9 protein-coding genes are annotated in these 13,732 nt (G+C 37.0%); 6 read left to right on the top strand and 3 right to left on the bottom strand.

From position 1 onward, the window contains the following. The first annotated feature begins 158 nt into the window (after positions 1-158). Positions 159-3,344, top strand: a complete 3,186-nt coding sequence (locus DDF69_RS08130; protein WP_114820347.1) for a TonB-dependent receptor — start codon at positions 159-161, stop codon at positions 3,342-3,344. A gap of 405 nt (positions 3,345-3,749) precedes the next feature. Here the strand turns inward: DDF69_RS08130 and DDF69_RS08125 are convergent, their stop codons facing one another. The 3 genes from DDF69_RS08125 to DDF69_RS08115 all read right to left on the bottom strand — a co-directional run bounded on the left by DDF69_RS08125 (position 3,750) and on the right by DDF69_RS08115 (position 6,837). Beyond that, entirely contained in the window at positions 3,750-5,408 is a 1,659-nt protein-coding gene (locus DDF69_RS08125; RefSeq protein ID WP_079242943.1) for a ribonucleoside-diphosphate reductase subunit alpha, read from the bottom strand. Positions 5,409-5,463: 55 nt separating this feature from the next. Then, on the bottom strand, positions 5,464-5,754 hold the full coding sequence (locus DDF69_RS08120) for a hypothetical protein (protein WP_114820346.1): 291 nt from the start codon (positions 5,752-5,754) through the stop codon (positions 5,464-5,466). Between the two features lie 108 nt (positions 5,755-5,862). Then, the gene (locus DDF69_RS08115; protein WP_041461620.1) at positions 5,863-6,837 is read right to left on the bottom strand and encodes a ribonucleotide-diphosphate reductase subunit beta; all 975 of its coding nucleotides are present in this window, start codon (positions 6,835-6,837) and stop codon (positions 5,863-5,865) included. 424 nt (positions 6,838-7,261) lie between these two features. Here DDF69_RS08115 and DDF69_RS08110 point away from each other — a divergent pair, with 424 nt between their 5' ends. The 5 genes from DDF69_RS08110 to DDF69_RS08090 all read left to right on the top strand — a co-directional run bounded on the left by DDF69_RS08110 (position 7,262) and on the right by DDF69_RS08090 (position 13,640). Beyond that, positions 7,262-7,951: an ABC transporter ATP-binding protein gene (locus DDF69_RS08110; RefSeq protein ID WP_034699055.1), complete on the top strand. Its 690-nt coding sequence runs from the start codon at positions 7,262-7,264 to the stop codon at positions 7,949-7,951. Positions 7,952-8,081: 130 nt separating this feature from the next. Continuing rightward, positions 8,082-9,311: an ABC transporter permease gene (locus DDF69_RS08105; protein WP_114820345.1), complete on the top strand. Its 1,230-nt coding sequence runs from the start codon at positions 8,082-8,084 to the stop codon at positions 9,309-9,311. An 80-nt stretch (positions 9,312-9,391) separates the two neighbouring features. Further along, positions 9,392-10,663, top strand: coding sequence for an ABC transporter permease (locus DDF69_RS08100; protein ID WP_114820344.1), 1,272 nt, complete (start codon positions 9,392-9,394; stop codon positions 10,661-10,663). A 100-nt stretch (positions 10,664-10,763) separates the two neighbouring features. Beyond that, entirely contained in the window at positions 10,764-11,975 is a 1,212-nt protein-coding gene (locus DDF69_RS08095; RefSeq protein ID WP_185144329.1) for an efflux RND transporter periplasmic adaptor subunit, read from the top strand. 138 nt (positions 11,976-12,113) lie between these two features. Further along, complete coding sequence (locus DDF69_RS08090) at positions 12,114-13,640, top strand: glycosyltransferase family 39 protein (RefSeq protein WP_114820342.1); 1,527 nt, start codon at positions 12,114-12,116, stop codon at positions 13,638-13,640. The last annotated feature ends 92 nt before the right edge of the window (positions 13,641-13,732 follow it).

The following is a 13,732-nucleotide window of genomic DNA, read 5'->3' as shown; positions in this document are numbered from 1 at the left end:
TAGTTTTTGTGTAGAAAATTTTTTAAGATTTCCTACCTGCCTCTATTAAGTTTTTTTTAAGGAAATATTAAACATTCTGTTACGTAATGTTAATTCTATGTTACCATACTTCATTTTTACGAGATCTAATTTTACACCAAGTTTATAGCGAATAAAATATGAAGAAAAAAATTATCTGTGCTTTTGCTCTCTTATCGTTTGGATTTGCATTTTCACAGGAAACCAGCTCTAAAATTTTTGGAAGATTAAAGGGAATTTCTTCCGAAGTCACAGTAAAGGTAGTACACATTCCTACCAACAGTACCTTTGAAACGAAAATTAACAGCAAAGGGCAGTTCAGTTTAGATAATCTTCAGCCGGGAGGACCTTATAAAATTGAAATATCTGACGGATCACAGGTTATCTATGAAAACCCGAATCTGCAGCTTTCTTTAGGAAATAACGACTTACCAGTAGTAGAAGTAGGAAACAAAGAAAAAACAATTGATGAGGTAAAAATTACATCTAAAAAGACGACCGCAAAATATGGAGTGGGAATCAGCCAGGCACAAATTTCCGGTCTTCCGAATATCAACCGTGGAATTCAGGATGTTACCAAATTGGTTCCTCAGAGTGCCAACAACTCTTTCAATGGTACCAATTTTCGTTATAATAACGTAACAATTGACGGTTCTATCAATAACGATGCTATTGGTTTCAGCCCGTCACTGGGCGGACAAACGGGTACTTCGGGAATGCCGGGAAGCAGTACACGTTCCAATTCAATAAGTCTGGATGCTATTCAGGATGTGCAGGTGTATATTGCACCTTACGATGTGAAATTGGGGAATTTTCTTGGAGGAAGTATTAATGCAGTAACCCGAAGTGGAAGTAATGATGTTACAGGCTCAATGTATGTATACGGAAGAAATGCAGCTATCACAGGAAGAAACAGAGTAGGAGATAATTCTAAAATGCCGAGCGATTTTGAAGACTTTATCTATGGAGGAAGAGTCGGATTGCCGGTAGTTAGAGATAAGGTGTTTCTGTTTACCAACCTTGAATATACCAAAAGAACAGATCCTGTTTTCTATAATGCCAACGATCCGGGAGCACTGGTGAACGAACAGACTGCTCAGCAGATTTCAGATTTTGTACGAAATAAATACGGATTCAATGTAGGAAGCTTTAATCAGTACAACAACTTCTCTGAAAGTTCTAAACTTTTCAATAAACTGGATTGGAAAATTAATGATAAACATACTTTATCCATTAAAAATAATACGGTATTTTCACAGGCCTCCAACCTGGAAAGAGATGGAGCCAATTTCAGATTTTCCAGTATGGATTTCATTCAGAAAAATACAGCGTCTACCACTACACTTGAGCTGAAAAGCCGTTTTAATGATAAGTGGAGCAACAATTTAGTGGTAGGATATTCTTCTATTCATGATTACAGAGATCCTACTTCCGGTAATGCCATGTTTCCACAGGTTGAAATTGCTTACAACGGAGGAACAATCTTGCTGGGAAATGACAGAGAGGCTACTGTTTTCAATATGAAGCAGAAAACTTTTGAGATCACGGATAACCTTACTTATAAAAAAGGAAATCATACTTTCTTACTGGGGACTCACAACGAATTATACAATATTAATTATGGTTTTGTAAATGCATTAAACGGAAGAATTTCCTATAAAAACTTAACTGATTTTTATAATGGTACACCTGCAAGGATAAGAGGTACTTACCCTTTCAACGGAGATAGCAGAGATACCCTTTTTGATAATCCTTATGCGCAATATAAAGTAAATCTGCTTTCCATGTATCTTCAGGATGAAATCAACTGGGGAAGAGTGAGACTTTCACCGGGAGTAAGAGTAGATTATACAGATTTACCAAATAAACCACAACTAAGCCCACTGGTAAACAATTCTCCTCAGGATCCAAACGCTGGAAATACCTACAATTATACTCCATTGAGCCAGCTTACCAACAACTACCTGAATAAGCCTACATTTTCTCCAAGACTTGGATTTACGATTGATCTTACAGAAAACAGATCTATGGTACTACGTGGAGGATCAGGGATTTTTGTAGGAAGAATTCCTTTCGCGTGGTTAGGATATGCTTATTATAATGATGGAGTAGGTTTTGGAAGTTATGATTATAATGCACCGACACCAGCACAGCTTGCTGCCAACGGAGATCCATTGAACAGTGCCAATTTCCCAAAATGGCAGAACTCTTCCAAAGTACAGGTAGACCTTATTGATAATAATTTTAAAATGCCAAGAGTGTGGAGAAGTTCATTAGCTTTTGATTATACTTTGGCAGGATATAAATTAACCTTAGAAGGAATCTATACCAAAGTACTTTATGATCTGAAATTCCAGCAGGTAAACAAGACGGATAATGTGACGTATTACAGCTATGATACGAACCATGAAATGCCGATCTATACCACCAATATCAACAGTAACTTTTCTAACGCTTATCTTTTATCCAATACCAAAGAAGGATATCGTTATAACCTGACAGCACAGCTTTCAAAGTCATATGATTTCGGATTTAATTTCTTTGTAGCCTATACTTACGGAGATGCTAAAGATATCACCAATGGTATAAGAAACTCTATGGAAAGTAACTGGCAGATGAACCAGTCTCTTACGCCTAATGACCCGAAACTGACCACCTCCAATTTCGCCATCAAAAACAGAGTGGTAGCCAATCTTGGATATGCCTTTAATATTTCTGATATGAACAGGTTATCCACCAACGTGTATTTCAATGCTCAGTCCGGAAATCCTTTTTCCTGGGGATTTGTCAACAGTACAATTGCCAATACAGGACAGGCCGCAGGACTTGCCTATATCTTTAAAGATGCTGCAGAAGCTTCCAAATATATCGTTCCTATCAAAGATGCTGCAGGAAATGTATTGGTAACTGCTCAGCAGCAGATTGCAGACTATGAAAATTTTGTCAACAGTAATGACTATCTGAAATCCAGACGGGGCAAATTCACAGAAAGAAACGGGGACGTTACGCCTTGGAATATTCAGGCGGATATCAGAATCATGGATGAAATAAGACTTAGCAAAAAGTCCAAGAACAATATACAGATTTCATTAAGTATCATCAATTTTACCAATCTGTTGAACAAAGATTGGGGTAAAGTATATTTTGTACCTAATACTTTCAACTCAACAGCAAGTGTAGGATTAACAAAGGTAGGCAATGTAGCGACAGGGCAGCCTTCTGCGGGAGATCCTACGTACAATTTCAAAACACCTGGACTGCCTTATACTATTGACCAGTTTGCATCAAGATTCCAGGCTCAGCTGGGTGTTCGATACAATTTTTAATGACGCTTTTACATTTTACTTCATACTATTCTTTTTCAAAGGTTCGGATTTTCTTTCCGGACCTTTTTTATGAATTATAAATGATAAATAATGAATGATGAATGATGAATGATGAATGATGAATGATGAATGATGAATGATGATTTTTGCCGGCAAAAGAAATACATTTTTATTCTTACTAAATCATTTTGAATACATGCAATCATCTGTGAAGATCTGCGCAATCTGTGGGAAATGCTCAAAATAATTATATACAAGCTGTAATTATTCAATAGGAACGGGCTTCAGCCCGTTTTCATAAAACAAACCCTCCGTCGGCTTTAGCCAAAACTTATTAACATTGAAAACAACAAAAGCACACCTCTCAGTATGCTTTTGTAAATATAGCGTGTTTATTACTTGGTCCTATGCCTCACAGCTTGAACATGATACGAAGTTAACCATCATTTCTTTTGAAACAGATGAACTTCTTTGGTAGTAAAGGGTTTTTACTCCTTTTTTCCAGGCTTCAATATAAAGGTAGTTAACATCTTTTACAGGCATTGTAGAAGGAATCTGAAGATTCAGTGACTGTGCTTGGTCAATGTACTGCTGTCTTTGTGCTGCCTGAGAAATAATCTCCATTGGAGAAATTTCTTTGAACGTTTTGAATACTGCCTTTTCTTCAGGAGTAAGCTCGTTCAGGTGCTGTACCGATCCATGGTTGAGCATGATTGTTCTCCATGTTTCTTCGTTATCCAGCCCTTTTTCTTTCAATAATTGTGCAAGGTATTTATTCTTACGCATAAAGTTTCCTTTTGCAAGGCCTGCTTTATAATAGTTGGAAGAGAAAGGCTCAATTCCAGGAGAAGTCTGTCCTAAGATGGCAGAACTTGAAGTGGTAGGAGCGATAGCCATTGTAGTGGTATTTCTCAATCCATATCCTTTCAATACTTCCGGTTCTCCATAGATGTTGGCAAGCTCTCTTGAAGCCTGCTCAGCCTGATCCTTGATATGTCTGAATGCTCTTGCGTTGAACTGAGTCGCCTCAAAGCTTTCAAACGGAATCATATTTTTCTGTAGATAAGAATGGTATCCTAAAACGCCTAATCCAAGAGCTCTGTGACGCATCGCGAAGTTTCTTGCTCCCTGCAGATAATAGTTACCTTCAGTTTTGTCAATAAACTCGGACAATACTGCATCAAGGAAATATACTGCTAATTTAACAGCATCTGTATCTTTCCACTCATCATATAGTTCAAGGTTCATAGAAGACAGACAGCAGATAAAAGATTCTTCCATTGTAGAAGGAAGCATGATCTCAGAACAAAGGTTACTTGCATTTACCGTCATTCCTAAGTCTTTATAAACCTGAGGTTTGTTTCTGTTGACGTTGTCTGTGAAGAAAATATACGGAAGACCTTTTTGCTGGCGGCTTTCCAATACTCTTGCCCAAACTTTACGTTTTTCCATATCACCGTCAATCATATCCTGCATCCAGTAATCCGGTACACATACTCCGGTAAACAGGTTCTGAATCGGGCTGCCAATATCTTTAATGGATAAAAATTCTTCAATATCTCCGTGGTCAATATCCAGGTAAGCAGCAAAAGCACCTCTTCTTACTCCTCCCTGAGAAACAACATCCATTGCTGTATCGAAAAGCTTCATGAATGAAACGGCTCCTGAAGATTTTCCGTTATCTGTTACAGCTGTTCCTCTGTTTCTCAATTCTCCAAAATATCCTGAAGTACCACCTCCGATTTTAGTCTGCATGATGACTTCACCCATTTTGTGAGTAATTCCTTCAATGCTGTCCGGAATGTGAACGTTGAAACATGAGATAGGAAGACCTCTTTCTGTTCCCATATTAGCCCATACAGGAGAAGAGAAACTGATCCATCCCTTCGTGATCATTTCTTTGAATGCCGGTTGAAGTTCAGGTTTGTATAACCTTTTTGCAGCAGCAGTGGTAATTCTGTCGATAGCTCCGTCTACCGTTTCACCTTTCAACAGATATCCTCTGTTCAACATTTGCTCAGACTCTTCATTGAGCCACCATATATTTGAATTTTGCTCTTCCATAGATGTTATATTTTCGAATTCCGGAATGAGAGAATCACTCCGGAATTTTGTTTTTTTATAGTATTGATTGTAAAATTTCTACTTTGTGGGAACCGTTCAGCCCGCTTTCGTCTCTTAATCTCTGAAATTCTTTAAAAGACGGAACATTCAAAACTTCATGCTGAACTTCTTCATTGATGTAGTTTGAATAATGTACAAAAGTAACACCATCTTCCTTTACAAAAACTTTATATTCAAAGGTGGAAGAATCTAAATTTTTGAAATCTTCCAGAAACTTTTGGATATTCGTTTTATTGTTGGGAACAAATTCGGGGTTTACCGTATAGGTTACTATTACATTGATCATTTCTTTTGTATTTGTGCTTTATTCATGAACAGCAATTCCACGTATTAATCAGAAAAGGGGTAATCCTAATACTGACTGCTTTGACGCTCGCTTCGCTCGCGCCCAATATTAAAACAAATCGTTTGCTGTAATACTCTTATCGTGCTTCGTATAGTCTACAGGTCTTTTTGCAAAGAAATCATCTAATGAATTGGCGAAAACCTCTTCCTCGAACCATACCATTGGTCTGTATTGTTCAGGAGTGATGTTGTATCTTGTTTTCATGTTGATTTTCTTCAGGCTGTCATCTACACGGTATTTCATGAAGTTGAGAAGATCTTCTTTGGAAACGTTGTCAATTTCTCCCAGTTCAAAGATCCAGCTAAGGATATCTCCCTCTCTTGCGATAGATTCGTCTACTAACGTGTAGATGTCTTCGATATCACTGTCTGTTAATAAGTCAGGTTGCTCCTCACGGATTTTATTGATCAGGTAGATTCCTGCATTAGCGTGAATCTGCTCGTCTACGGAAGTCCATGCGATGATATTGGAAACGTTTTTCATGAAACCTTTGAATCTTGTGAAAGAAAGGATGATGGCAAACTGCGAGAAAAGAGAAACATTTTCTACTAAAATACTGAATAATAGTAAAGCGGAAACATACTCTTTAGGTGTCGCAGAATTAGCATGTTTTAAAGCATTTCCAAGGAACTCTATTCTTCCCTTTACGGCAGGAATTTCGATCACGTTAAGGAATTCGTCATTGTATCCTAAAACCTCTAATAAACGGGAATATGCTTCAGAATGACGGAACTCGCATTCTGCAAAAGTAGATCCTAATCCATTGAATTCCGGCTTGGGTAGGTGGTTGTATAAATTCCCCCAGAATGTCTTTACAGACACCTCGATCTGTGCAATGGCTAACAGCGCATTTTTCACAGCATGCTTTTCATGTGGTTCCAACTGCGAATGAAAATCCTGAACATCTGCAGTAAAGTCCACTTCCGAATGTACCCAGAACGATTTGTTGATGGCTTCTACAAATTGAAGAACCTCCGGGTATTCAAATGGCTTATAACTTACTCTTTTATCAAAAATTCCCATATTAAATATCTTTATAATTAAATAATTTAGATCCTTGTGGATAACGTTCCGGAAATACTTAAGTTTTTGTTTATCTGCGAGTTGTGAATTAAAGTTATTCACTTCCCCAAATTCATATTTCTTGTAAAGAACTAATAGCAAAGTTCGAAAAAAAGAACTGATTTTGAAAGAGGTAAATACTAATAGGCTGACTTTTAGCCTGAAAAGTTTTCCACATTTACATGAAACAGGCTCGAATAATAGGCTGGACAGCAATCTTGAGGATAAATAGATACAAATAGAGAGTTACAGTTAAACAATATTTTATAAAGTATTATTAATAAAGGAGTAATGTATTAAACAAAAAAATATTTGAATAAATTTTTATTCTTGTAACAATTTGAAAATATCATCTACTTATTGGGTATAAAACATACATCACTTAATGTTAGTAATTCAGGATTTAAATAAGTCATACGATACAGGGAAAAGCAAACTTCATGTTCTCAAAGGAATTAATCTGAATATTTCTGAAGGGGAGTTTGTTTCTATTATGGGAAGTTCCGGTTCCGGAAAATCTACGCTTCTTAATATTATTGGGATTCTGGATGAAAAAGATTCAGGAACCTATGAATTGGATGGAGTTCCTATCGAACATTTATCTGAAGTAAAAGCTGCGGAATACAGAAGTAGATTTCTAGGATTTATTTTCCAGTCTTTTAATCTTATCAATTATAAAACGGCTTTAGAAAATGTAGCACTTCCTCTGTACTATCAGAATGTACCGAGAAAAGAGCGAAATCAGAAAGCGATGGAATATCTGGAAAAAGTAGGATTGGCACAATGGGCCAACCACCTTCCAAGTGAACTTTCAGGAGGACAGAAACAAAGAGTAGCTATTGCAAGAGCTTTGATTACAGACCCAAAAGTAGTACTGGCGGATGAGCCTACAGGAGCACTGGATTCCAAAACGACTCATGATATTATGAAACTGCTTCAGGACATCAATAATGAAGGGAAAACAATCATCGTTGTAACCCACGAACCGGACGTTGCTGCACAAACCAAAAGAAATGTAGTACTGAAGGACGGGATTATTGAAAGTGATGAGTTTATTAAGCAGATTGTATTATAAGTGAATCGTGAATGGTCAGTTTTGCTTCGCAAGTGAATGGATAATGAAGAGGAAAAATAGGTTAATTGACTTCGAAGAAAATTGAGAGCGCAGCTAATTGACTTTTTTACAAAGTAAAAAAATAAAAACTATGTTTGACCTAGATCGTTGGCAGGAAATATTCAGTTCTATCCGGAGCAATGTGCTCAGGACGGTACTTTCAGGGTTTACGGTAGCCTTGGGACTGTTTATTTTCATTGTGCTTTTTGGAATTGGAAAAGGACTTCAGAATGCTTTTTCAGAAGGATTTGCCGGAGATGCTAAGAACCTTATTATTATTTCAACAGGGAAAGCCACTTTAGCTTATAAGGGGTTGCAGTCTGATAGAAATATTTCGTTGAATAACGCAGACTATGATTTTTTGATTAATGCGGATAAGTCAAAAGCGGGACCTTCAAGTCCCAGGTACAGTGCCAATTTAATGGTGAAATATGGGAAAGAAAGTGGGCTTTACCAGATCAATGGTGCTGAACCGGGAGAGCAGGTTATTGAGAATAGAAAAATTATTGATGGCCGTTATCTGACCTCTATGGATTTGACAAGGAAATTAAATGTTGCCGTAATCGGAAGAATGGTTCAGAGGGATTTGATCAAAAATGGAAATCCTATTGGAAAAGAGCTGGATATTAATGGAACAATGTACAAGGTGATCGGTGTCTTTTCAGATGATGGCGGAGACCGGGATGAAAGACATATTACCGTTCCTATTACCACTTTACAGCAGATGAAAAAAGGTTCTGATACTGTGAATATAGCCTATATCACTTATAATGATAAGCTGACTCCGGATCAGGCCATAAAATATGGTGATGAGTTACAGGATAAATTAAAAGCCAGAAAAAATGTTTCTCCTGATGATGAAAATGGAGTTCGTGTATGGAATAACGCCAAAAACATGAATGATACATTTATGTTTATGGCAGTTCTTACCGCAATTGTTGGATTCATTGGTCTGGGGACATTGCTGGCGGGAATTATCGGGATCAGTAATATCATGGTGTACATCGTGAAAGAAAGAACCAAAGAAATCGGTGTGCGAAAAGCTATTGGCGCAAAGCCAGGCGGAATTGTAGGATTGATTGTTCAGGAAAGCGTTGTGATTACAGTAGTATCCGGACTTGTAGGAGTAGGAATAGGTGTTTTGACATTAAGTCTTATTGGTGACAGTCTTGAAGAATTCTTCATTAAAAGCCCAAGTGTAGGTTGGGGATCTATTATTATGGCATTCATTGCACTGATTTTCTCAGGATTGATTGCTGGATTTGTACCCGCCTACAGAGCTTCAAGAATCAAACCTATTGAAGCATTGAGAACAGAATAATATAAGCTAAAAAGCAAATTTTTAGTTAAAAGAATGAATGGAATTCATAACTCATAATTTATAACTTATAATTCAAAAAGGTGAATATCATATTTAAAAAAGATACTTGGCAGGAAATTTATTATTCATTGAGGAATAATAAACTCCGAACATTTCTTACCATGATTGGCGTAGGATGGGGGATGTTTTTGTATGTAAGCCTTCTTGGAGCAGCAAAAGGAATGGAGAATGGTTTTGATAAATTATTTTCCGGTTTTGCCACCAATTCAATCTTCCTGTGGGCACAGAAGACCTCCATTCCATATGAAGGATTTCCTAAAGGAAGAGAAGTTCATCTGAACTTAACCGATATGGATATGCTGAAAAGAAAAGTAACAGCCATAGATTATATATCTCCCCAAAATGCCAGAGGAAGCTTTACCGGAACACCGGGAGAAGCCATGTCAAGAAACGGGAAAAACGGAACCTATTCGCTTACCGGAGATTACTCTGTAGGAAATAAAATTTCGGAAAAGAAACTGATCTACGGACGCTACATCAATGATGCCGATGTTTCAGGGAATAAAAATGTAGTCGTTATTGGAGAAGAAATTTATAAAAACTTCTTTGATTCCAAGAAAAAAGAAAATCCAATAGGAAAATCAATCAATATTAAGGGATTGTTCTTTAATGTCATCGGAGTTTTCCGTGTGAAAAAAGGAGGTGGTTTTGAAAATGATCAGACCGCTTTTATTCCACTTTCCACTTACACGAAAATGTATAATGCAGGAGACCAGATAGACCTGTTTGCCATCGTAAGCAAGCCTAATGCTAATGTTAATTCCGTAGAAGAAGATGTGAAACAGGTTTTAAAAACCAAAAATAAAGTTTCACCTGAAGATACCAATGCTTTCGGAAGCTTCAATCTTGGAAAAGAATTTAAAAAACTGACCGGTTTCCTTACAGGAATGCAGCTGCTGACCATTATTGTTGGTACCCTGACTATTCTTGCAGGAGTAATCGCTATCTCCAATATTCTTTTGATTACAGTAAAAGAAAGAACCAAAGAAATCGGAATCAGAAGAGCGTTGGGAGCAAAACCAGCTGAAGTAAGAAATCAGATTTTGCTGGAAAGTGTCGTGATTACACTCTCCTCCGGATTAATAGGTTTTATGTCTGGAATTTTTGTCCTTATGATCCTTAGTGCCATTACCCAGGGGCAGGATTCATTTCCTTTTTATAATCCGACCGTTAACTATGGAAATGTATTTGCAGCGATGGCTGTCATGGTAATTTTAGGATTGATAATCGGGATGATTCCGGCACAAAGAGCGGTAAAGATCAGACCTATTGAAGCATTAAGAACAGAGTAATTAATTTGAAAATAAACAATTTTAAGATTTAAATAAAAGAATACAGAGAATCAGTCTTTTTAAATCTTTCAATCTATTGAATAAAAAATAAACTATACATATGAAAAAGAAATTCACCTGGAAAAAAGCCATTTATATAGTGTTGGGGCTTTTGTTTGCAGTGGCATTGTTCTCAGGTCTTGGCTATTTTATCAAATCAAACTCCAAAGAGAATGAGGCTTTCCTTACCCGCAAACCTACTATCCAGAATATGGATGATAAAGTAATGGCTACAGGGAAAATTGTTCCCAAAGAAGAAATTGAAATCAAACCCAATATTGCAGGGATTATAGATAAAATCTTAGTAAAGGAAGGAGATAAAGTAGAAGTAGGACAGCTGATTGCTACCGTAAAAATTGTTCCAAGCATCTCTGAAGTAAACGCTGCACAGCAGGAAGTTCAGAATGCGCAGATCCAGATCAGTAATGCTCAGATGAATGTAGGAAATATGCAAAAGCAGTTTGAAATGCAGGATAAACTATATAAGCAAGGAGTGGCTTCAAAACAGGAATATCTGAACGCTCAGCAGCAGTTATACTCTCAGCAGCAGACTTTGAAAAATGCCCAGCAGCAATTGAATACCGCTCAAAAAAGATTGCAAATTGCGAAAACCGGAGCAACTCCTGAACTTAAAGGACAAGGGTTGGCAACTACCGAAATCCGTTCAAAAGCTTCAGGTACCGTATTGGAAGTTCCCGTAAAAGCAGGAAGCCAGGTGATTGAAGCCAATAACTTTAATGCAGGAACTACAATCTGTTCAGTGGCAGATTTAAATGTTCTGATCTTTAAAGGCGAAATTGACGAAGCCCAGGCCGGAAAGCTAAAAGAAGGGATGGATATGAATATCGTGATCGGTGCACTGCAAAATAAAACTTTCCCAGGAAAACTAACGATGATTGCACCAAAAGGTAAAGATAATGCAGGAACTATTAAATTTCCGGTAGAAGGTAACGTAACTAATCCTAATAATGAGTATATTAGAGCAGGTTTTTCTGCGAATGGTGAAATTGTTTTGAGTTCCCAGAAAAATGCATTGTTATTGGATGAGTCTTTGGTTCAGTATGAAAAGAAACAAGGTAAAGATGTTCCTTTCGTGGAAGCGAAGCAAAATGATGGAAAATTCAAAAAAGTATATTTGAAACTGGGAGCAAGTGACGGGATCAACGTTCAGATTCTTCCGGGGTCTAATATTACAAAAGACACTGAAATTAAAGTGTGGAACCCATCTGATAAAGATAAGGAAGAGCTTAAAGAAAAAGCGAACAAAAAATAATAAACTACACTATACACTTTTAAACTGTGAATCCCGGAGGAATTTTTTTCTCCGGGATTCTTTTTTATTAATTAATAGCAAGATTGTAACAAATCGAGCATTTAAAATGTCTTATTTTTAAATTTCAAACTATTTTCCATGAAAAAAGACTATTGGATCCTGCTGCTTTTTATCATCGCAAAGTTTGCCCTTCAATATTCCTTGATAAGTCCTGAGTATGAATTGCACAGAGACGAATACCTGCATCTTGATCAGGCCAATCATCTGGCATGGGGATATCTTTCCGTTCCTCCTGTTAATTCCTGGCTGGCATGGATGATTAAAATGTTGGGCAATTCCATCTTTTGGGTTAAATTCTTTCCAGCTCTGTTCGGAGCTTTAACGATAGTACTGACATGGAAAGTTGTGGAAGAACTCAAGGGAAGCCTGTTTGCTAAAGTGCTGGCTTCTTCAGGTATATTATTTTCAGTACTGCTTCGGGTAAATATGTTATTCCAGCCCACCTCTCTGGAGATTTTCCTTTGGCTGTTCTTTTACTACAGTCTGATTAAATATTTCAATTCTCAAAAAGTAAAATGGTTGTATATAAGCGCCATCATTGTCGGAATAGGAATATTAAACAAATACAATATTGTTTTTTCATTATTGGGGCTTATTCCCGCATTATTGCTGACAGAGCAGAGGAAGATTTTTATGCAGCCTCATGTGTATTGGGCAGCTCTTTTAGCTTTAATAATTATTTTTCCCAATCTTCTCTGGCAGTACCAGAACCAGTTTCCTGTTATTCATCATATGAAAGAACTTTCTGAAAAACAATTGGTGCATGTAGACCGGATGGGTTTTATGAAATCTCAGATTTTATTTTTTGTCGGAGTTATTTTTGTGATTATTGCAGGCTGGGGAGCATTGCTGTTATACAAACCTTTTGAAAAATTCAGGTTTTTCTTCTGGAGCTATATCATCACGATCACTCTATTTTTGTTTTTTAAAGCAAAAGATTACTACGCAATCGGACTCTATCCTGTGTATATTGCTTTTGGTGCTGTTTTTCTCGGAAATGTATTTGAAAAAAGCTGGAAAAGATTTTTGAAACCCGTATGTCTTCTCATTCCTGTACTTTTATTCCTGCCTTTGTATAATGTGGCTTTTCCAAATAAAAGTCCTGAATACATCGTGTCCCACCAAAGCCAGTACAAAAAATTAGGACTGCTTCGCTGGGAAGATGGAAAAGATCATCCGCTGCCACAGGATTTTGCAGATATGCAGGGTTGGAAAGAACTGGCTCAAAAGGTAGATAAAGAATATTCCAGGCTATCAAAAACCGGAAATACAATGGTGTTGTGTGACAATTATGGACAGACAGGAGCGATTAATTATTATACCAAAGCTGGAGTAACAGCGATGTCATTTCACGCAGACTATATTAATTGGATTGACTTAAGTAAGAAATATAAAAATGTTATCAGAGTCAAAGATGCCTCCGAAGCAGGGAAAGAACTTGAAGAATCCGGTTCATTTTTTGAAGTTGCAAAATTGGAAGATTCTATTACCAATCCGTATGCAAGAGAAAGAGGGACTGCTATTTTTAGTTTACAGGGTGCAAAAATAGATGTTAATAAAAGAATTCACGATGAGATTATCGAAGTTAAAAATGGATGGAAATAGTTATTAATAAAGCTGGAAAAGATGATTTGTAGACAGGATAAAGTTAATAGATAAATTTTATTGCAACTTCATTGCATTAATTGATTTTAAGC

The organism is Chryseobacterium sp. KLBC 52 (assembly GCF_003347605.1).
Classification (GTDB): domain Bacteria; phylum Bacteroidota; class Bacteroidia; order Flavobacteriales; family Weeksellaceae; genus Chryseobacterium.
This window is presented reverse-complemented; position numbering and strand designations above follow the sequence as displayed.